Genomic DNA, 20072 nt, shown 5'->3' on the forward strand with positions numbered 1-20072 from the left:
CGGCCCGGCTCGCGGCCCGGCTCGCGGCGCCCGTGGTGACGGCGGCGGCGCGGGCGTCCGCCGGAGGGGCGGATGCGGCCGGCGGCATGAGGGTGTCCCACAGGTACATCAGCGCGTAGGAGCGCCAGGGCCGCCACCGCTCGGCCGCCTCGATCGTGGCGACCGGGTCGTGGCCCAGACGCCGCAGCGCGTTGCGGACGCCGAGGTCGGTGGGCAGGAAGACGTCGGGGTCGCCCAGGGCGCGCATGGCGACGTAGTCGGCGGTCCAGGGACCGATGCCGGGCAGCGCCACCATCGCTTTCCAGACCTCGGCCCGCGCGGTGCCGCGGTCCAGCGCGAGGTGGCCCGAGGCCAGGGCGCCGGCGAGGGCGACGAGGGCCCGGCCGCGGGCGCGCGGCATCGGGAGCGTCTCGGGGTCGGCGGCGGCGAGCGCCGCGGAGCTGGGGAAGAGGTGGGTCAGCCCCGGGGTCGAGGTGCGCACGACGCGTCCGTGCTCGGCCACGACGCGACCGGTGACGGTGCGCGCGCCGGTCACGCTGACCTGCTGGCCGATCACGGTGCGGATCGCGGTCTCCGGGCCGTCCACCTGCCCGGGCACCCGCAGACCCGGCGTGGCCCGCACCAGGGGGCCCAGCACGGGGTCCTCGGCCAGGTGCTCGGCGACCGGCAGCGGGTCGCAGTCGGCGTCGACGAGCCGGCGGGCCCGCTCGAGGGCGGCGGTCGTGTCGCGCAGGTCGCTGAGGGCGAGGGTCACCGGCACGAGCACGGTCTCCCCCGCCGGCGCGGCGTCGAGGGCCGGGTCGAGGTCGAGGCGCAGCGTGCCGTGGCCATGGGGCAGGTCGAGCGTGCGGGCGTACCACCCCGGCCCGGAGACCTCGACGCCCGGCACGAGGTGGTAGGCCAGGAAGGCCAGCAGCGCCTGGCCCGCGAAGGGCGTGCGTACGGCGAGCCGCAGCCCCACGACCGCGAGGGCCACCGGGTCGTCCGCGCCCCGCGAGCCGGACGGGTCCCCGCCCTCCACGCCGCCCGCCCCGCCCACGTCTCCCGCACGGCCCGCACCGCCCGCGCCGCCCGCGCCGCCGGCACGTCGGCCCGCACCGCGCAGCTGCGACGGGGTCGCGGCGTAGACCGCGCGCACCGTGTCGTTGAACTGCCGCACGCTGGAGAAGCCGGCGGCGAAGGCGACGTCGGCCAGCCCGAGGTCGGTGGTCTCCACCAGCACCCGCGCGGTCTGCGCCCGCCGTGCCCGGGCGAGGGCCAGCGGGCCGGCGCCGAGCTCGGCGGTGAGCAGACGGGTCAGGTGGCGCGGGGTGTAGCCCAGGCGGGCGGCGAGACCCTCGACGCCCTCCCTGTCGACGACGCCGTCGGAGATCAGCCGCATGGCCCGCCCGGCGACGTCGGCGGCGACGTCCCACTGCGGGCTGCCCGGCACCGCGTCGGGCAGGCACCGCTTGCAGGCGCGGTAGCCGGCGGCCTGGGCCGAGGCCGCACTGCGGTGGAAGGTGACGTTGCCCGGCGCCGGGGTGCGGGCGGGGCAGGAGGGACGGCAGTAGATGCCGGTGGTGCGCACCGCGGTCCAGAACATCCCGTCGAAGCGGCGGTCGCGTGACTTCACCGCGCCGTAGCAGGACGCGGGGTCGAGGTCGCTGGGCGGGGTCACGTGCTCATCATGGCCGATGCCCGGTGGCCGGACCGGCGGGAATCGGACACGGCGGGAGCCCGCCCGTGCAGGGGCCTGCGACGATGGTGGGGTGAATCACGACACGACACCGCCCGCGGGCTCCGACCCCGCGGCCGAGGCGCCCTCCCAGACGGCGCCGCGTCGCGGGCGGCGTCGCCGCCCGGGCCGCACCCGCACCGGCGCCGCAGCCGCTGGAGGGGGCCACCGCACGATGGCGCGTCGCCACCGGCGCACGGTCCTGCGGGTCGTGCTGACCACCCAGCTGTGCCTGGCCCTGCTGACCGCCGCCGCGGTGACCCTGGCCTACCAGCGCCTCGACGACAACATCGCGGCCGGCAGCGCCATCCCCCACGTCGTGGAGAAGGAGGACGTCGCCGACGAAGCCCCGCTGGAGCCGCTCAACATCCTGGTGATGGGCTCCGACAACCGCGACGGCGAGGGCAACGACATCGACGGGCTCACCGGCGGCGGCCAGCGCGCCGACACCACGATCCTGGTGCACGTCTCGGCCGACCGCCAGGAGGCCTACGGCGTGAGCCTGCCCCGCGACGCGATCGTGGACCGCCCCGCGTGCCGCGTCGACGGCGAGGAGATCCCCGGCGCCGAGGCGGCGATGTTCAACACCGCCTTCGCCGTGGGCGGCCCGCTGTGCACCGTGCAGACCGTCGAGCAGCTCACGGGCATCTACATCGACCACTTCGTGGTCCTCGACTTCAACGGCTTCAAGGACATGGTCGACGCCGTCGACGGGGTGGAGGTCTGCATCCCCAAGGACGTCGACGACCCCGAGCACGACATCTACTTCGACGCCGGCGTCCAAGAGCTCGAGGGCCAGCAGGCCCTCAACTACGTGCGTGAGCGCACGGTGCTGTCGTCGACCGGCGACATCGGCCGGATGAAGCGCCAGCAGGCCTTCATCGCCTCCATGGTCAACAAGGTCTTCTCCGCCGGCACCCTCACCCGCGTCGACCGCGTCTACCAGTTCCTCAAGGCCGCCACCGACTCCATCGAGGTCGACGACCAGATCGACAGCCTGCGCGACCTGACCCAGCTGGCCCGCCAGTTCCGCGACACCGGCCTGACCAAGATCCGCTTCATCAGCGTGCCGTTCGAGGCCTACGAGCCCGATCCCAACCGTCTTGTCTGGACCGCGGAGGCCGACGCGCTGTGGAAGCGGATCAAGGCCGACGAGTCGCTGGGCCGGGAGTTCCGCGGGGGCGCCATCTCCGCAGCCGACCCGGTCGACGGCGGCGGGGCCTCGGAGCAGGACGCCGAGGAGGCCGCGGCCGCCGGGCTCTGCGCCTGAGGGCACCACGGACGGACCCGTCCGGGAACGACGAAGGCCCGGCTCCGAGGAGCCGGGCCTTCGTCTGCTTGTACCCCCGACCGGATTCGAACCGGCGCTACCGCCGTGAGAGGGCGGCGTGCTAGGCCGCTACACAACGGGGGCCTTGCGGTGCTGCTGGGATCTGCCTCGCGGCGTCTCCCTGACAACTCGCGGAACGTTAGCCGAAGCTCTCGTCTCGCACAAAATCGCGGCCTCGCGGCCGCGATCCTGCCGGTTGTCAGCTGGGATACTAGGACTCGAACCTAGAATAACTGGACCAGAACCAGTCGTGTTGCCAATTACACCATATCCCAATCGCAGTCGACCCGAGTTCGTCGGACCTGCTGCTCGGCCCGTCTCCGGGCCGGACAAAACATTACACGGGACGTCTGGAGCCGACCAAGTCGAGGCGTCCGGAGACCCGCTCGACGCCCTGCCGGCGGGCCACGGCGAGGGTCAGCGCGAGGAAGACCAGCGACTGCGTGAGCGTCACGGGGATGCTCCACCAGCTCCCGCCGGTGGGGTTGAGCGCGGAGGTCATGTCGCCGAAGGCCAGGGCCAGGCCGTAGGCGAAGAAGTTGTTGAGCACGTGCATCGCGATGCCCGCCTCGAGCCCGCCGGTGAGCACCACCAGGGCGCCCGCGACCAGGCCGAAGGCGAAGCGGTCGAAGAAGATCGGCAGGTCCTGGCCCAGCCCGTGGGCCAGGGCGAACAGCAGCGCCGGCACGACGACGGCGACCCAGCGCTGGCGCACGAGCCCGCCGCAGACCTGGGTGAGGTAGCCGCGGAACGCGTACTCCTCCCCCGCCGCCTGCAGCGGGGTCAGCAGCACGATCACCAGCAGGAAGTCGCGGGTGGTGCGCGAGAAGTCGTTGACCTGCCCGCTGACCTGCGTGCTCTCGCCCTGGGCGGGCAGCACGGCCGAGACCACCAGGGTCGCCACGAGTGCCAGCAGCGCCAGCCCCAGGCAGGTGGCGAACCAGCGCCACCGGATGCGCGGACGCACCGAGGCCAGCCAGCCCGGCCGCAGCCGGTGCACGCTCCACAGCACCAGCCACGTCGCCGGGATCGCCGCGGCCCACCCGAGGTTGACCACGGCGAGGAAGACCGGGGTGACCTCGTCGGCGCCCGACAGTCGTCTCGAGGCCTCGGCGCCGTCGACGCCGGTGAGCAGCAGGTAGACGCTGAGCACCGAGACGACGACCACCTGGGCCAGCAGCACGAGGGCCACCAGGGCCACCACGCCGACGAGGGGGCGCCACGCCCCCGGCCGACCGGCGCGCAGCAGCCGCTGGTACTCCAGCGGCTCCGGCGTACGGGCGGGGGCGTGGTCGCTCACGCGCCCAGTGCCCCCTCCAGGCGGGCCAGGCCGCGCTCGCGACCGAGCAGCTCGAGGCTCTCGAAGAGCGGCGGGGAGACCCTGCGGCCGGTCACCGCGACGCGCACCGGCCCGAAGGCGTGGCGGGGCTTGAGGCCCATCTGGTCGACCAGGCGCGCCTGCAGCGCCTCCTGGATGGCGGCCGTCGACCACTGCTCCAGACCGGCCAGGGCGTCGTGGGAGGCCTGCACGACCGCGCGGCCGTCGTCGGTGGCCACCAGCTTCTCGACGTCGGCGGGGTCGCGGGTGAACTCGGCCTCCTCGACGAAGAGGAAGCCGAGCATGTCGACGGCCTCGGTGAGCTTGTTGATCCGCTCGGCGACCAGCGGCATCGCCAGCTCGAGCAGCTGCGCGTCGGCGTCGCCCACCGGGTCGGACACGACGCCGGCGGCCTTGAGGAAGGGCAGCGCGCGGTGGGCGATGTCCTCGGTGGAGAGCAGCCGCATGTGGGAGCTGTTGATCGCGTCGGCCTTCTTGAGGTCGAAGCGGGCCGGGTTGGGGTTGACGTCGCCGATCTCGAAGGCCTCGACCATCTCCTCCAGCGTGAAGACGTCACGGTCGGCGGCGATCGCCCAGCCGAGGAGGGCGACGTAGTTGAGCAGGCCCTCGGGCAGGAAGCCGGCCTCGCGGTAGCCCAGGGCGTTGGCCTCGGGGTCGCGCTTGCTGAGCTTCTTGTTGCCCTGGCCCATGACGTAGGGCAGGTGGCCAAAGTACGGCGCGCCCGTGCCGATGCCGACGTCGGCCAGGGCGGCGTAGAGCGCGATCTGGCGCGGGGTGCTGGAGAGCAGGTCCTCGCCGCGCAGCACGTGGGTGATCTCCATGAGCGCGTCGTCGACGGGGTTGACCAGCGTGTAGAGCGGGTCGCCGTTGGCGCGGGCCAGCGCGTAGTCGGGCACGTGGTCGGAGTGGAAGGTGATCGTGCCGCGCACGAGGTCGTCGAAGGCGATCTCGCCGTCGGGCATCTTGAAGCGCACGACGGCCGAGCGGCCCTCGGCCTCGAAGGCCGCGACCTGCTCGGCGGTCAGGTCGCGGCAGAAGCGGTCGTAGCCCAGGATCTTCGAGCCCGACGCCTTGCGACGCGCGTCGATCTCCTCGGTGGTGCAGAAGCAGCGGTAGGTGTGCCCGGCCTCGGCCAGGCGCGCCAGGGCGTCGACGTAGAGGTGACCGCGCTGCGACTGCAGGTAGGGCCCGTGGTCGCCGCCGACCTCGGGCCCCTCGTCCCAGCCCAGGCCGAGCCAGTGGAAGAGGTCCACGAGGGCGTCGTAGGACTCCTGGGTGTTGCGGGCGGTGTCGGTGTCCTCGATGCGGAAGACGAACGTGCCGCCGTGGTGGCGCGCGAAGGCCCAGTTGTAGAGCGCGGTGCGGACCAGGCCGACGTGCGGGCTGCCGGTGGGGCTCGGGGCCATCCGCACGCGGACGGGACGGTCGGTGCCGGGGGTCGTGGTGCTCAACGCTGTGCCACCTTGTTCGTGAGGGTGCCGAGGCCGGCGATCGAGATCTCCACCTCGTCGCCCACCTCCATCGGACCGACGCCCTCGGGGGTGCCGGTGAGGATGACGTCGCCCGGGAGCAGCGTCATGACGCTGGAGACGTGGGCCACCAGCGCGGGGATGTCGAAGATCATGTCGGCGGTCGAGCCGTCCTGGACGGTCTCGCCGTTGAGGAAGGTCCGCACCGACACCCCGTCCTTGAAGTGCTGCGGGTCGAGGTCGGTCTCGATCCACGGCCCCAGCGGGCAGAAGGAGTCGAAGCCCTTCGCGCGGGTGAACTGCACGTCGGAGCGCTGCAGGTCGCGCGCGGTCACGTCGTTGGCGATGGTGTAGCCGTGGATGACGTCGGTGGCCTGCTCGGGCGGCACGTCGCGGCAGATGCGGCCGATGACCACGGCCAGCTCGCCCTCGTAGTGCAGCTCACGGGTCTGGCGGGGGTAGAAGATCGGGTCGCCCGGGCCCACCACGCTGGTGTTGGGCTTGAGGAACATCAGCGGCTCCTCGGGCAGGTCGTGGCCCAGCTCGGCGGCGTGGGCGGCGTAGTTGCGCCCGATGCCGACGACCTTGCTGCGCGGCAGCACCGGCGCGAGCAGGCGCACGTCGGAGAGCTTGTGCTCCTGGTCGAGCAGCTTGACGCCGACGTAGAGCGGGTCGCCGGCCAGGGCCACGACGACGCTGTCCTCGTCGGGCTGACCGAACTCGTCCACCTCCCCCGTCACGACGCCGTAGAGAGGGTCTTCGCCGGTGGTGAATCTCGCGATGCGCACCCCTCGACCCTAGCGAGGCGGGCCGCGCGGGGCCGAACCCGAGGCGCCCCCTCGACCGGCCCCCTCGACCGGCCTCCTCGACTGGGCCCTCGACGACGAGCCGCGGATAATCCACACGGTGACCCCGACCGCGCAGCCGCTCGTGCTCGACGAGGACACCTGGCGCGCACGGGCCGCCGCCCACGCCGAGCGGGTCGACGCCTTCCTCGCCCCTCACCTCGCGCGGCGCGGGGCCAGCGTCAAGCACCCCGTGCACGACTTCCTCTTCACCTACTACTCCCAGCGCCCTACCCAGCTGCGCCGCTGGCACCCCGGCTTCGGAGCCGCGCTCGGGGGCGACGCCACGGCGTACGCCGGGCTCAAGGGGTACGCCGGGGACCCGCCGGCCGTCGGCGTGGAGCACGTGGCGGCCCAGCGCCCGCTGCTCGAGGCGCTGCGCCGCCTGCTGGCCGCGACCGCGGCGCGGCCGGCCGCCTTCGGCTGCTTCGGGCTGCACGAGTGGGCGATGGTGCACCGCGCCGACGAGACCCGCCACGACTGGCCGCTGCGGCTGGGCCGCGAGGGCACCGACGCGGTGGTGGAGTCGCACCGCATCACCTGCACCCACTTCGACGCCTTCCGCTTCTTCACCCCCACCGCGACCCCGCTCAACACCCTCGCGCCGAGCGCCGCCGACCGGCCCGACTTCGAGCAGCCCGGCTGCCTGCACGCCGGGATGGACCTCTACAAGCACGCCTTCCGACTCACGCCGATGATCTGCTCCGACCTCGTCGCCGACTGCTTCGAGCTGGCCCGCGACATCCGCGAGCTCGACATGCGGGCCGCGCCCTACGACCTGGCCGACCTCGGCTTCGAGCCCGTGCGCATCGAGACCGCCGAGGGCAAGGCCGCCTACGTCGCCGCGCAGCGCAGCTTCAGCGAGCGCGGTGCGCCGCTGCGGGCGCGACTGCTCGGCGAGGTCGAGCGACTCCTGGCCGTCGGGGACTGAGGTCCCCGACGGTCGCCGGGTCGGCGTGGGCGGCGGTGGTCGAGCAGGGAGGAGCGTCAGCGACGACCGTCTCGCGCGGGAGGCGGTGCACGGCCCCGGTGCACCGGGGTTCCCGACCCTGCGACCGGCCCGGTGACCAGCCCGGTGACCGGCCCGGTGACCGCCGCGTGGGTCGGCCCGGTGACCGGCGCGTGGGTCGGCCCGGTGGTCGGCGTCGGTGAGTGGCGGGAGACGACACCTGCGGCGGTCCTCGACCCGTCGTACGCCGCCACTTCTCGGGCGACCCGGCCGGCGACGCGAAGCGCCCCCGCGTCGTGGGGTCGACAGCGCTCGCGGTGACCGATCGCGCGCAGTGGCGGGAGACGATACCTGCGGCTGCTGTCGACACGGTCGCTGACGTGGTTCCTGCGGAGCAGGCGTCTCGAGGGCCTCCCTCCTCGACCACCGCGTGCGTGGGTGGTTTCGAGACGGTCGCTGGCGCTCCCTCCTCAACCACCGTGACGGGTCGCTGGCGTGGCTCCTGCGGAGCGAGCGTCTCGAGGGCCTCCCTCCTCGACCACCACGCGGGTGGGTAGTTTCGAGACGGTCGCTGGCGCTCCCTCCTCAACCACCGAAACGGGTCGCTGGCGTGGTCGCTGCGGAGCGAGCGCCCCGAGGGGCTCCCTCCTCGACCACCGCGTGCGTGGGTGGTTTCGAGACGGTCGCTGGCGCTCCCTCCTCAACCACCGTGACGGGTCGCTGGCGTGGTCGCTGCGGAGCGAGCGTCTCGAGGGGCTCCCTCCTCAACCACCGTGACGGCCCGCAGGGGCGTCGGTCGCCGGCGTGGTCCCTGGGGAGCGCGCGCAGCGACGTCTCGAAGGGCTCCTTCCCCACCACCGGGGCATGGGGCGACGTTCGTCCTCCGAGACCACGGATGCAGACTTAGGCCAACCTAACTAAGGTGAGCCTTACCTGACCTGATCTCGGAAGGATCTCCGGTGCCCCCCTCCCCTCGCGCCCTGGCGCACCTGTTCCACCCCGACCACGCCGACGCCTACGTCGCCTCGATGCGCCTCGGCGTCGACCACCTCGCCGACGCCCTGACCCGGGTGTCCGGCCCGGCGACCGGGGTCGGCCCGGCACAGGCGGCCAAGCCGGTGCTCGACGTCGACCTCGACGCCCCCCTCGAGGACCCGGCGGCGGCGCTGGAGGAGATGGGTCGGCTGTGGCTCGACGACACGGTGTGGTTCCACGAGCCGACCTACGCCGCCCACCTCAACTGCCCCGTCGTGATCCCCGCCCTGCTGGCCGAGGTCTTCGTCTCCGGGGTCAACGCCAGTCTCGACACCTTCGACCAGAGCGTCGCCGGCACCTTCGTCGAGCGCCACCTGGTGGCGTGGACCGCGGGGCGCATCGGCTGGGTCACCGGCGCCGGCGCCGGCACGGTCGCCGACGGGATCTTCACCAGCGGCGGCTCGCAGTCCAACCTCCAGGCCCTCCACCTGGCCCGCGACCGCGCCCTCGCCGCCGGGGCGGCGCTCGCCGACCTGCGGGTGCTGGCCTCGGTCGACGCGCACTTCAGCGTGCAGAAGTCGGCCCGTCTGCTCGGCCTGCCCGCCGAGGCGGTCGTGGCCGTCGGGGTCGACGCCCGGCGCCGGCTCGACCCCGCCCGCCTGGCGGACGCCCTCGACGCCGTCGCGGCCGAGGGCCGCACCGCGATGGCGGTCGTCGCCACCGCCGGCACGACCGACTTCGGCGCCATCGACCCGCTGGCGCAGGTGGCCGACCTGACCGAGCGGCACGGCTGCTGGCTGCACGTGGACGCGGCGTACGGCGGGGGGCTGCTGGTCTCCCCCACCCAGCGCGAGCGCCTCGACGGGATCGACCGGGCCGACTCGGTGACCGTCGACTTCCACAAGACGTGGTTCCAGCCCGTCTCCTCCAGCGCCGTGCTCGTGCGCGACGCGCGCACGCTGGGCCACGTGGCGTGGCACGCCGACTACCTCAACCCCCGCGACCCCGGCGGCGCGGCGAGCCCGAACCAGGTCGACAAGAGCCTGCAGACCACCCGGCGCTTCGACGCGCTCAAGCTGTGGCTGACGCTGCGCGTGATGGGCCCGGAGGTGATCGGGGAGTACGTCGACACCGTCACCCGCCTGGCCCGCGAGGTCGGTGAGCACCTGGCCGCCGACCGCCGCGTCGAGCTCGCGGCCGTGCCGGAGCTGAGCACGGTGGTCTTCCGCTACCGCCCGCCGGGGCTCGACGAGGACTCCGCCGACCGGCTGGTGCCGCTGGTGCGCTCGGCGCTCTACGAGCGCGGCCTCGGCATGGTCGCGGCCACCACCCTGGAGGGCCGGCGCTGGCTCAAGCTGACCCTGCTCAACCCGATGGCCACCACCGAGGACCTGCTCGGCGTCGTGGACCACTGCGTCGCCCTGGCCGAGGAGCTGCTCGGGGAGGTGGCCGCGTGAGCGCCTCCACCTCCACCTCCGCCACCGCCGCCGCCCCCTCGACCGGCCGGGTGCACGACCTGGTCGGCATCGGCCTGGGCCCCTTCAACCTCGGCCTCGCCTGCCTCGCCGACCCCCTCGACGACCTCGACGCGGTCTTCCTCGAGGCCCGCGACGAGCTGGCCTGGCACCCGGGCATGATGCTCGACGACGCGACCCTCCAGGTGCCGTTCCTGGCCGACCTGGTCACCATGGCCGACCCGACGTCGCGGTGGTCATTCCTCAACTTCCTCAAGCAGACGGGGCACCTCTACCCCTTCTACGTGCGCGAGTCGTTCTACCCGCTGCGCCGCGAGTACGACGACTACTGCCGCTGGGCCGCCGAGGGTCTCGCCTCGGTGCGCTTCGGCTGCCCCGTCGTGCGCGTCGAGCACACCGACGACCTCGACCTCGACGCCCACCCGGGGCTGAGGGACCGGCTGCACGAGGGGCTCGACCCCCACGGGGCCGCGGGCGCGGCGTACGTCGTGACGACGGCCTCGGGCGGGACCGTGCTGGGGCGCCGCCTCGTGCTCGGGGTCGGCACCCGCCCGCGCGTGCTCGACAGCGTGCGCGCGGCCGGCGGGCCCGCGCTGCACTCCGCCGACTACCTGCCGCACAAGCAGCGGCTGCAGCGGCAGCGCTCGATCACGATCGTCGGGAGCGGGCAGAGCGCGGCCGAGATCTACCGCGACCTGCTGGCCGAGTCGCCCGGGCACGACTACGAGCTGACCTGGCTGACCCGCAGCCCGCGCTTCTTTCCCATGGAGTACACCAAGCTCACCCTCGAGCTGACCTCGCCGGAGTACTCCGCCTACTTCCAGGGCCTCGACGCCGGCACCCGCGAGCGGCTGCTGCGCGAGCAGCGCTCGCTCTACAAGGGCATCAGCGGCGACCTGGTCGACGAGATCTCCGACCTGCACTACCGGCTGCGGGTGCAGGGCGCCGGACCGCGGACCACGCTGGTGAGCGCCACCACCCTCACCGGCGCCCGCTGGGACGGCGAGGCCTACGACCTCGACCTGCACCACGACGAGACCGGCGAGGACTTCGGGCTGCGCACCGAGGGCCTCGTGCTCGCCACCGGCTACGAGGCCTCGGTGCCGGACTTCCTCGACCCCGTGCGCCACCGGCTGCGTCTCGACGAGCGCGGCCGCTACCTCGCCGACTCCCGCTACGCCGTCGACCGGACCGGCCGCGAGGTCTTCGTGCAGAACGGCGAGGAGCACACCCACGGGTTCGTCGCCCCCGACCTCGGCATGGGCGCCTACCGCAGCTCCGCGATCCTCGCAGCCGTCACCGGCCGCGAGGTCTACCCCCTGGAGAAGCGGGTGGCCGTGCAGAGCTTCGGCGTGCCCGAGCACCTGCGCCGAGCCCCCGCCGGGCAGGGGGCGACGCGGTGAGGGCGACCCTGGGCCCGCTGCCCCTCGACCCCGCCACCCTGCGGCTCCTCCACGCCTGGGTCACCCACCCGCGCTCGGCCTTCTGGCAGATGCAGGGCGCCACCTACGACGACGTGGCCGTCGAGTACGTCGGCATCGCCGCCTCCCCCACCCACGACGCCTGGCTGGGCCGCGTCGACGGGGAGCCGACCTTCCTCGCCGAGACCTACGACCCCGCCGCCGACCCGCACCTGCGCGACCTGCCCGAGCTCGAGCCCGGCGACCTGGGCATGCACGTGCTCGTCGCCCCGCCCACCGGGTCACCGCGCCCCGGGCTGACCCGCGCGGTCCTCGCCGCGGTGATGGCCCACTGCCTCGCCGACCCCGCGGTGCGCCGCGTCGTGGTGGAGCCCGACGTGCGCAACGACGCCATCGCCGCGCTCAACGCCGAGGCCGGCTTCGTCGTGGCCCGCCACGTCGCCCTGCCCGGCAAGACCGCCGCCCTGTCCTTCTGCACCCGCGAGGCCCACGCCGCCTCCCGCCTCTCCCGACTGGAGACCACCCGATGACGCTGACCCACCCCACCGAGCACCCGTCCGAGCGTCCGAGCGAGCACCCCACCGGGCACGCCGCCGACCCGACGGGCCCGGCCCCGCGGGCCGTCGACCCCGCCGACCACCTCGCCCCGGAGCACCTCGCCGTCGCGCAGCGACACCTGGTGGCCAAGGCGATCGCGGAGTACGCCCACGAGCGGATCATCGCCCCCGTGCCCGACCCCGGGGCCGGGCCCGGCGTCGCGCCGGAAGCGGCCGCGGCGTCCGACCCGGCGGCCTGGCTGCTGGAGACCGGGCGCGGGGCGGCGTACCGCTTCCGGGCGCGGCGGCTGGCCCTGGAGCACTGGGCGATCGAGGAGGAGAGCCTCGAGCGGCGCGTGGACGGCGAGCCCGCGCCCCTCGACGCCCAGGAGCTCGTCGTCGAGCTCGCCCCCGTGCTCGGCATCCCCGACGCGCTGGTGCCGACCTACCTCGAGGAGGTCGCCAGCACCCTGGCCGCGGCCTGCTGGAAGCTCGCGCACCGCCGGGTGCCGGTGGCCGAGCTGCTCGGGGCCGACTACCAGGAGGTCGAGGCGGCGATGACCGAGGGCCACCCCGGCTTCGTGGCCAACAACGGGCGCATCGGCTTCGACCTCGACGACTACACCGCCTACGCCCCCGAGGCCGGGCGAGCGGTGCGGCTGGTGTGGCTGGCCGCCCGGCGCAGTGCCACCCGTCTCTCGCTGGGCGCCGGGCTCAGCGAGGAGCGGCTGTGGGCCGGCGAGCTCGACCCCGAGGTGCGGGCGGGCTTCGCCGCGCGGCTGCTCGCGCTGGGCCTGGACCCCGACGACTACACCTACCTGCCGCTGCACCCCTGGCAGTGGCGCAGCAAGGTCGCGGTCACCTTCGCCCCCGACCTCGCCCGGCGCGACCTCGTGCACCTCGGCGAGGGGCCCGACGCCTACCGGGCCCAGCAGTCGATCCGCACGTTCTTCAACACCGACCGCCCCGAGCGGCACTACGTCAAGACCGCCCTGGCCATCCAGAACATGGGCTTCGTGCGGGGGCTCTCCCCCGCCTACATGGCCGTCACCCCCGCCGTCAACGACTGGGTGGCCGACCTCGTCGCCGGCGACCCGACGCTGGCCGGCTGCGGCTTCACGGTGCTGCGCGAGCGCGCGGCGGTCGGCTACACCGGCGACGCCTTCCACCGCCACACCGCCACCTCGCCCTACCGCAAGATGCTCGCGGCGCTGTGGCGCGAGAGCCCGCTGCCGCGGACCGGTCCCGGCGAGCGGCTGGCCACCATGGCCTCGCTGCTGCACCGCGACGCCGAGGGGCGGGCGCTGGCCACCGCGATGATCGAGGCCTCGTCGCTGGACGCGCGCGAGTGGCTGCGCAGCTACCTGCACGCCTACGTGCGCCCGCTCGTGCACTGCCTGCTCGCCCACGACCTGGCCTTCATGCCGCACGGGGAGAACCTCGTGCTCGTGCTGCGCGACCACGTGCCGGTGCGGGCGCTGATGAAGGACGTCGGCGAGGAGGTCGCGGTCATGCACCCCGACCGTCCGCTGCCGGCCGAGGTGGAGCGGGTGCGCGCCGACGTCGAGCCCGACGTCAAGGCGCTCGCGCTGCACACCGACGTCCTCGACGGCGTGCTGCGCCACCTCGCCGCGATCCTGCACGTCGACGGGGTGCTCGACCAGGACGACTTCTGGGCCGAGGTCGCGCGCTGCCTCGACCAGCACGCCGAGGAGCACCCGGAGCTCGCCGACGCCGTCGCTGCCTACGACCTGCGTCGCCCCGCCTTCCGGCACTCCTGCCTCAACCGGCTCCAGCTGCGCAACACGCTGCAGATGGTCGACCTCGCCGACCAGGCCTCCTCGCTGCTCTACGCCGGGGAGCTGGTCAACCCCGTGGCCCGCTGAGGGCGGGCCCGGCGCGGGCGGGGAGGATGGTGGCGTGAGGTGGCCGGGTCACAGCGTGCTGCAGGTGCCGGTGGCGCCGCTGGACGGGTTCGTGCGCGGGCTCACCGGCCGGCAGGACGCGGCGTACCTGTCGCGCGACCCCGGCTTCACCCACGCCCACGTCACCGTGCTCGGGCCGTTCCTGGCCTCCCCCGACGCCGCCGAGACCGAGCGGGTGCGGCGCGTGGTGGCCTCGGTGGCGGCCTTCGCGGTGGTGCTGGAGCGGGTGGCGCGCTTCCCCGACGGCACGCTCCACCTCGTGCCGGAGCCCGACGGGCCCTTCCGCGAGCTCACCGCGCGACTGGCCGAGGCCTTCCCGCAGTGCCCGCCCTACGAGGGGCGGTACGCCGAGCTGCACCCGCACCTCACCCTCGACCTGGCCGGCCCCGGCGTCGACGAGGACTCGCTGCGCCGCGACCTCGGCGACCTGCTGCCCGCCCGCTGCCGCGCCGAGCGGGTCGACCTCGCGTGGTGGGAGCAGGGCGCGACCCGGCGGCTGACCTGGTGGCCGCTCGGCTGACCCTGCCGAGGGGGCCGCCGTCGGCGCCCCTGGCTACGGTGAGCCCGGTGAGCCCCGTGACCCCGGTGACCCCGGTGACCCAGCCACCCGGGACCTCTCGTGGGTGAGGCGCCCGACGGCGCGGAGGGGCGGACCTTCCGCGGAGAGGACTGGTACGCCGAGGACCTCGCCGCCGCCCGCTTCGTCGACTGCGCCTTCGTCGGCGTCGACCTCTCCGAGGTCACGACGAGGGGCGCGCTCTTCGAGCGCTGCCGCTTCGACTCCTGCCGGCTCAACTCCTCGGTGCACGTGGCCACGGCCTTCGTGGGCTGCGAGCTACGCGGCTGCAACCTCTTCGACGCGACCTTCGAGGGCTGCAAGACGACGGGCTCCACCTTCGCCTCGTGCACGACCCGGCCGATGCGGGTCGTCGGCGGGCAGTGGCGCGCCGTCGTCCTGCGGGGCGCCCGGCTCGCCGGGCTCGACCTCACCGGGCTCGACCTGCGTGAGAGCGACCTCGCGCTGGCCGACCTCAGCGGCACGGTCCTGCGCGAGGCGCGGCTGGGCGGGGCGAGCCTGCGCGAGGCCGACCTCGCGGGCGCCGACCTGCGCGGGGCCGACCTCGCGGGCGTCGACCTGGCCTCGGCGAGACTCGACGGCACGCGGCTCGACCTCGCCGGCGCCGTGCTGCTCGCCGAGCAGCACGGCGCCACCGTCGACGTCGGCCGACCCGAGACCGCCGGCTGAGGCGACCCGGCGAGCGGTGGTCGAGTCGGGGCCCCGGCGGGCGCCGCGAGCACCCGCGCCGCAGTGCCGCCGACGGGTCAGACCACGTCGCCGCCGGCCTCGTCGCCCTCGTCCGACGACGGCGCGTCGTCGACCGACCAGGTCAGCTGAAACTCGATTTCCTCCTCGCCGTCACCGCGCTCGTGCTCGATGGAGAACTGCGCGCGCTGCGGCACCCGGAAGCGCTCCCCGGCGATCTGGATCCGGAACGACTCGCCCTTCTCCAGCGCGTCGGCGAGCCGGCGCAGCTTGGCGACCACCTCGTCGGTGGCGTAGATCTGCTCGATGTCTCGGTCCTGCTTGGCCACGGCGTCTCCCGGTCGTCCCTCGGCGGCCGCCGGCGGCGACCGTGTGCCCCGAACCTAGGCGGACGGTGGTCGCCGCCGACTCCTCAGACCGCGGCCGGCTCCGTGCGACGGCGCCCCGGAATCCCACCGGTGGCGTCCACACCGGGCTCCCCCGAGGCCCCGGCGGGCTCTGCGGGCTCCAGGGGCTCCGTGGGCTCCGAGGTGGACGCCGCCGGGTCGGCCAGGCCGACGCGCGAGAGCGGGACCAGCGCGACCACCGTGGCGGCGATCGAGGCGAGCACGGCCCAGGTCGGCACCCGCCCCCACTCGCCGAGCAGGAGTAGGAAGCCCGGCACCGTGCAGGTGGTGAAGGCCAGGATGAGGGTGAACCAACCGGTGAGGGCGGTGAGCCGCTCGCGGCCGAGGGCCAGGACGAGGAAGAACAGCGTCCACAGCACCGACCACTGCAGCCAGAGCAGGCCGGTCGGGGTGTCGTCGAAGCGGACGATGGTGACGACGCCGAAGCCGAGGGCCATGACGGCGACCCACAGCGAGTACCACCCGACGCCGGTGCTGGCGTAGCCGGCCAGGTTGCAGATGCCGACGTAGAGGTAGGTGAACCCGAACAGGAAGATCCCGGCGGCGCCGAGGATCTCGTCGGGGGTGTCGGCGGTGGCGATGAGGAAGAACGGGATCGCCGTCTGCAGCGCTCCCACGAAGAGGTTGAAGACGCCGGCGCCCTTCGCGTCGATCCTGCCGAGGAGCAGCAGGCCGTTGACGAAGAGGGCGGCGCCGACGAAGGTCAGTCCGACCGAGGACATGGCGGGGCCTTTCTCGAGGGGGGTCCGGAGGAGGACGGTGCGGGGTCCGGTGCGGGGTCCGGCGCCGGGGTCGGTCGGGTCAGAAGTAGGCGTTGCCCGGGAAGCCGCTGCCGTTGACCTCGTGGTCGCCGATCGCGGAGGCCTTGAGGTAGGTCGGGTTGTGGGTCGCGATGGTGCGCACGTTGCGCCAGTGGCGGTCGAGGTTGTGCACCCGCTGGGTCGCCGAGGCGCCGCCGACGTCGAAGATCCGGGCGGCGGTGGCGTAGGAGAACCGGTCCACGGCCACCTTGGCCTGGGCGGCGGCCAGCTGCGCGGCCTCGGCGGCCTCGGGGGTCGGCAGCCCGTCGACGACCGAGTCGACCGCGGCCTGGAGCCGGTCGGCGGCGGCGAGCACGATGGCCTCCGCGGCGAACACGTCGGCCGAGATCTCCCCCACCACCTGCAGCACCTGGGCGTCGTGGCGCGGCTGCTGGGGCACGTTGGCGTGGCTGAAGCCGCGGGTGCGGCTGCGCACCCGCTCCACCGCGTCGTTGCGCACGCTGCGGAGCACGCCGGCGGTGACGGCCTGCAGGTAGAGCTGGAGGAAGGCGCCCTGGTAGCTCGGGGCCTGGGGCCCGTCGGGCTCGCCGAGGTCGAAGAACTCACCGGGCTCGACCCGCACGTCGTCGAGGATGGTGGTGCCGGTGCCGGTCATGCGCTGGCCGAAGCCGTCCCAGTCGTCGGCGATCGTCACCCCGGCGCGGTCGACCGGGATGACGGCGCCGGCGATGCGGCCCTCGGGCGCTGCGGCCCAGATCTGGGTGTAGTCGGAGTAGATGCTCCCGGTGGAGTAGAACTTGGTGCCGTCGAGCCGGAAGCCGCCGTCACCGGAGGGGTCGGGGGTGATCGTGGTGTCGAAGTGCAGCCCCACCGGCTTGGCGCTCTGCTCGCTGAAGCCGTTGCCGACGAGCGCCCCGGACGTGATGAGGTCGATGCCGTGCGCCCGCGCGGCGGCGTCGTCGGTCTGGAGCTGCTGCTCCACGAACCAGTAGTGGGCCCGCACGATGTGGGCCAGGTTGGAGTCGGCCTCGGCCAGTGCGATGAGCGTGGCGAAGAACTCCCGCATCGTGGCGCCGCCGCCGCCCTCGGCGACCGGCACCCGCAGCCCGCCGAGGCCGGCCTCCTTGAACCACGCCAGCGGCTCGTGGGGCGGGTCGACCTCGAGCTCGCGCTCGGCCGCGCCGGCCCGGATGCGATGGAGGAGCTCGCGCAGCTCGGGCGACCCCGGGCGTACGGCGGGGCCGCGCCGCGCGCTCCTCGGGCCGGCGGCGGCCGGGGCGGCGGTGTCGCTCGACGAGCGGGCGGCGGTGGGGTGGGTGGGAGCGCTCATGACGGGCCTTCCTGGTCGGTGCGGTGGTCGCCCGAGGACCGACCCGCAAACAGACGTAACTAGACCAAGTTACTGCTGTTTGATCCGAGACGGTCCCCCGTCCCACCACGGACGTGCGTGGTTCTGCCGACCCGGCGCACTGCGGAACCGTGCACCGGACCCGCACCCAGGCGACCCCGACCGCGCAGCCCACACCGCGACGGGCCCCTCGGCCCACCGCGGACCGGGTCAGTCCCCCGGGCGCTGCGCCGGCTCGTAGGTGAGCGAGGCCACCCAGTAGCGCTCGACGTCCTGGAGCCGGTCGAGGTCCGCCACGGTCAGCGCGACCCCGGTGACCTGCTCGACCATGGCCAGGGCGACCGCCAGCGCGTCGGGCGGACCGGTCGGCTCCTCCCCGTCGGCGACATCGGCGGGGGCGACCGGCGCGGGCGCCGGGACGGGGTCCTCGGCGTCGAGGTCGACCCAGGCCTGGTCGAAGAGAGGGCGCAGCTCGGCGGGCACCGTGGTGGGGTCCTCGATGAAGACGTACTCGTCGGCGTCGAAGACCACCCGCCCGTCGCGGGCGAAGCCGAAGCGGTCGTGGGCCTGCACGTTGGAGCGCGCGACCGCGGCGGTGCGCCCGCCGGCCGAGAGCCGTCGCAGGGCCTCGAGGCTCGGGTCGGCGTAGCCGGTGGGCTCGGCGGCCAGCACGCCGCCGGCGACCTCGAGGAGGGCGTAGGCGGAGTGGTCCTCCTCGAAGGCCTCACCCAGCGCGACCTGGCGCCCCAGGTCGACCCCCAGCACCTCGGCCACCTCCTCGCGCGTCGCGCCGGTCACCACGACGAACGTGGCCTCCGTGTCGAGCCCGACCTCCTCGAGGACCTCCGCGTAGTGCTCCGCCGTCGCCGCCATGCGATCACCCTAGGGCGGACCGAGCCCGGCGCCCGAGCCGGCGCCTCGGCCCCGCGGGGGCGGTGCGACGCGACAGCGCAGCCGGATGCCGTCGAGGACGATGCCCAGGCCCGCCGCGAAGTCGGAGCGCTCCCGCGGCTGGTCCTCGATGGCGCCGGCGCTGCCGGCCTGCAGGTGGGTCTGCTCGTCGAGGGTGTGGCCGAAGACGAAGTGCAGCAGGGTCCGCGTCGCCGTGCCGGCCAGGGCCGGGTCGAGGCCGCTGTCGGCCAGCGCGGCGGCCAGGTCGCGCCCGGGGGCGGCGGCGCCGAGGCCGAAGGCGTGCACGGTGGCCACGAGCTCGGCCCCGTCGCGGTAGGCCAGCATCGCCTCGCGCAGCTCGGTGCAGACCGCGACGACACGGTCGTCCCAGGAGCCGTCGCGCACGGTGTCAGGCGGGGTGTCGCGCGGGGCCCGTCCGCGGGCGAGCACCTCGTCGGCCACGGCGGCGAGCAGGGTCTGCTTGCTGGCGAAGTGGTGGTAGAGCGCGCTGGGGCGGACCCCGAGCTCACCGCCGAGCCGGCGCATCGTGAGGTCTGCTAGGCCGTAGGTGTCGAGCACCTCGACGGCGCGGGCCACGATGTCGGGGCGGCGGTAGGACATCTCACTCCTCGGTCGGCCGGCGCACGCGTTGACCACGGACGCCGCGCCACCCTAACCTGAACGCCGTTCAGCCGGCGACCGTCCGGCGTGGCCCACCCGCACGACGAGGACCCCATGACGACGCAGCAGCCGGCTCCCGCCTCCGACCACACCACCACCGGCCACCCGGCCGACCACCCCGGCGCCGACCCGGCGTACGACGGACGCGGCGGCTCGACCTCCTCGCGGCTGCGCTCGACGACCACCGGCATCGCGCTGGTCGCCGCCTTCGCGGCGCTCATCTCGGCCTGCGCCTACGTCGGGGCGATCCCCGTGGGCGGCGCGGGTGTGCCGATCACGCTGCAGACCTTCGGCGTGATGCTGGCCGGCTGCCTGCTCGGACCGGTGCGCGGCTTCCTGGCCGTCACCCTCTACCTCGTGCTCGGCGCCGTGGGCCTGCCCGTCTTCGCCGAGCACTCCTCGGGCCTCGGCGTCTTCACCGGCCCCAGCGCCGGCTACCTCGTCGGCTTCCCGCTCGCCGCCCTCGCCGCCGGCGTGCTGGTCAAGTACGTCGCCGGGCGCCGCGGCAAGACCCGCGCCCTCGTCGTCTTCGCCTGCTCCTTCGTCGCGAGCGCGCTCGTGCTGCACACCGCCGGCATCGTCGGCATGAAGCTCTACTTCGACGTGTCGTGGCGCGAGGCGATCAGCTACGACGCCCCCTTCTGGATCGGCGACGTCGTCAAGACCTCACTGGTCGCCCTGGTGGCCGCCGAGGTGCACCGCGCCTTCCCCCAGCTGCTGCACGGCCGTCGCTGACCTC

18 protein-coding genes and 2 tRNA genes are annotated in these 20072 nt (G+C 74.3%); 9 read left to right on the forward strand and 11 right to left on the reverse strand.

The genetic code is table 11. The features are described from left to right. The coding region (locus LPA27_RS16930) for an AlkA N-terminal domain-containing protein (protein WP_228943188.1) at positions 1-1660 on the reverse strand (1660 nt) is incomplete at its 3' end. 91 nt (positions 1661-1751) lie between these two features. On the opposite strand from LPA27_RS16930, the gene LPA27_RS16935 reads away from it, so the two are divergent. Continuing rightward, on the forward strand, positions 1752-2987 hold the full coding sequence (locus LPA27_RS16935) for an LCP family protein (protein WP_228943189.1): 1236 nt from the start codon (positions 1752-1754) through the stop codon (positions 2985-2987). Positions 2988-3058: 71 nt separating this feature from the next. Here LPA27_RS16935 and LPA27_RS16940 read toward each other — a convergent pair. The 5 genes from LPA27_RS16940 to LPA27_RS16960 all read right to left on the reverse strand — a co-directional run bounded on the left by LPA27_RS16940 (position 3059) and on the right by LPA27_RS16960 (position 6643). Then, positions 3059-3131, reverse strand: a tRNA-Glu gene (locus LPA27_RS16940). A gap of 119 nt (positions 3132-3250) precedes the next feature. Beyond that, a tRNA-Gln gene (locus LPA27_RS16945) sits at positions 3251-3322 on the reverse strand. Positions 3323-3384: 62 nt separating this feature from the next. Next, on the reverse strand, positions 3385-4347 hold the full coding sequence (locus tag LPA27_RS16950) for a CPBP family intramembrane glutamic endopeptidase (protein WP_228943190.1): 963 nt from the start codon (positions 4345-4347) through the stop codon (positions 3385-3387). Next, on the reverse strand, positions 4344-5792 hold the full coding sequence (gene gltX, locus LPA27_RS16955; RefSeq protein ID WP_228943210.1) for a glutamate--tRNA ligase: 1449 nt from the start codon (positions 5790-5792) through the stop codon (positions 4344-4346). Before gltX ends, LPA27_RS16950 begins: the two co-directional genes overlap by 4 nt. A gap of 41 nt (positions 5793-5833) precedes the next feature. Then, on the reverse strand, positions 5834-6643 hold the full coding sequence (locus LPA27_RS16960) for a fumarylacetoacetate hydrolase family protein (protein ID WP_228943191.1): 810 nt from the start codon (positions 6641-6643) through the stop codon (positions 5834-5836). A 118-nt stretch (positions 6644-6761) separates the two neighbouring features. On the opposite strand from LPA27_RS16960, the gene LPA27_RS16965 reads away from it, so the two are divergent. The 7 genes from LPA27_RS16965 (at position 6762) to LPA27_RS16995 (ending at position 15227) form a co-directional block, all read left to right on the forward strand. Next, positions 6762-7631 (forward strand): 3-methyladenine DNA glycosylase, encoded by an 870-nt coding sequence (locus tag LPA27_RS16965; protein ID WP_228943192.1) that lies wholly within the window; start codon positions 6762-6764, stop codon positions 7629-7631. A 977-nt stretch (positions 7632-8608) separates the two neighbouring features. Then, on the forward strand, positions 8609-10081 hold the full coding sequence (locus LPA27_RS16970; RefSeq protein WP_228943193.1) for a pyridoxal phosphate-dependent decarboxylase family protein: 1473 nt from the start codon (positions 8609-8611) through the stop codon (positions 10079-10081). Continuing rightward, positions 10078-11502: a lysine N(6)-hydroxylase/L-ornithine N(5)-oxygenase family protein gene (locus LPA27_RS16975; RefSeq protein ID WP_228943194.1), complete on the forward strand. Its 1425-nt coding sequence runs from the start codon at positions 10078-10080 to the stop codon at positions 11500-11502. Before LPA27_RS16970 ends, LPA27_RS16975 begins: the two co-directional genes overlap by 4 nt. Then, on the forward strand, positions 11499-12050 hold the full coding sequence (locus tag LPA27_RS16980; protein ID WP_082499909.1) for a GNAT family N-acetyltransferase: 552 nt from the start codon (positions 11499-11501) through the stop codon (positions 12048-12050). The genes LPA27_RS16975 and LPA27_RS16980 overlap by 4 nt, the downstream gene beginning before the upstream one ends. Next, on the forward strand, positions 12047-13942 hold the full coding sequence (locus LPA27_RS16985) for an IucA/IucC family protein (RefSeq protein WP_228943195.1): 1896 nt from the start codon (positions 12047-12049) through the stop codon (positions 13940-13942). The genes LPA27_RS16980 and LPA27_RS16985 overlap by 4 nt, the downstream gene beginning before the upstream one ends. 34 nt (positions 13943-13976) lie before the next feature. After that, positions 13977-14501 carry a 2'-5' RNA ligase family protein gene (locus LPA27_RS16990; RefSeq protein WP_228943196.1) on the forward strand — a complete coding sequence of 175 codons (525 nt, stop codon included), beginning with the start codon at positions 13977-13979 and terminating at the stop codon, positions 14499-14501. Positions 14502-14600: 99 nt separating this feature from the next. Beyond that, positions 14601-15227, forward strand: a complete 627-nt coding sequence (locus LPA27_RS16995) for a pentapeptide repeat-containing protein (protein ID WP_228943197.1) — start codon at positions 14601-14603, stop codon at positions 15225-15227. A 77-nt stretch (positions 15228-15304) separates the two neighbouring features. Here LPA27_RS16995 and LPA27_RS17000 read toward each other — a convergent pair whose 3' ends face one another. The 5 genes from LPA27_RS17000 to LPA27_RS17020 form a co-directional block, all read right to left on the reverse strand. Continuing rightward, positions 15305-15574, reverse strand: a complete 270-nt coding sequence (locus LPA27_RS17000; RefSeq protein ID WP_056904634.1) for an amphi-Trp domain-containing protein — start codon at positions 15572-15574, stop codon at positions 15305-15307. Between the two features lie 83 nt (positions 15575-15657). Beyond that, a complete protein-coding gene (locus tag LPA27_RS17005; RefSeq protein ID WP_228943198.1) occupies positions 15658-16374 on the reverse strand; it encodes an AmiS/UreI family transporter in 717 nt (238 codons plus the stop codon). Between the two features lie 79 nt (positions 16375-16453). Then, positions 16454-17743, reverse strand: a complete 1290-nt coding sequence (locus LPA27_RS17010) for a hypothetical protein (RefSeq protein WP_228943199.1) — start codon at positions 17741-17743, stop codon at positions 16454-16456. A 228-nt stretch (positions 17744-17971) separates the two neighbouring features. Further along, on the reverse strand, positions 17972-18634 hold the full coding sequence (locus tag LPA27_RS17015; RefSeq protein WP_228943200.1) for a DUF6461 domain-containing protein: 663 nt from the start codon (positions 18632-18634) through the stop codon (positions 17972-17974). A gap of 9 nt (positions 18635-18643) precedes the next feature. Further along, the gene (locus tag LPA27_RS17020) at positions 18644-19273 is read right to left on the reverse strand and encodes a TetR/AcrR family transcriptional regulator (RefSeq protein ID WP_228943201.1); all 630 of its coding nucleotides are present in this window, start codon (positions 19271-19273) and stop codon (positions 18644-18646) included. A gap of 114 nt (positions 19274-19387) precedes the next feature. On the opposite strand from LPA27_RS17020, the gene LPA27_RS17025 reads away from it, so the two are divergent. Then, positions 19388-20068: a biotin transporter BioY gene (locus LPA27_RS17025; RefSeq protein WP_228943202.1), complete on the forward strand. Its 681-nt coding sequence runs from the start codon at positions 19388-19390 to the stop codon at positions 20066-20068. The last annotated feature ends 4 nt before the right edge of the window (positions 20069-20072 follow it).

This window comes from Nocardioides sp. Leaf374 (genome assembly GCF_916862475.1).
In the GTDB taxonomy this organism is placed as follows: Bacteria; Actinomycetota; Actinomycetes; order Propionibacteriales; family Nocardioidaceae; genus Nocardioides; species Nocardioides kribbensis.

Coding starts and splice junctions, on each gene's coding strand:
- gltX (WP_228943210.1), bottom strand. CDS start 5,792: ATGGCCCCGAGCCCCACCGGCAGCCCGCACGTCGGCCTGGTCCGCACC.
- LPA27_RS16985 (WP_228943195.1), top strand. CDS start 12,047: ATGACGCTGACCCACCCCACCGAGCACCCGTCCGAGCGTCCGAGCGAG.
- LPA27_RS17005 (WP_228943198.1), bottom strand. CDS start 16,374: ATGTCCTCGGTCGGACTGACCTTCGTCGGCGCCGCCCTCTTCGTCAAC.
- LPA27_RS17010 (WP_228943199.1), bottom strand. CDS start 17,743: ATGAGCGCTCCCACCCACCCCACCGCCGCCCGCTCGTCGAGCGACACC.
- LPA27_RS17015 (WP_228943200.1), bottom strand. CDS start 18,634: ATGGCGGCGACGGCGGAGCACTACGCGGAGGTCCTCGAGGAGGTCGGG.
- LPA27_RS17020 (WP_228943201.1), bottom strand. CDS start 19,273: ATGTCCTACCGCCGCCCCGACATCGTGGCCCGCGCCGTCGAGGTGCTC.
- LPA27_RS17025 (WP_228943202.1), top strand. CDS start 19,388: ATGACGACGCAGCAGCCGGCTCCCGCCTCCGACCACACCACCACCGGC.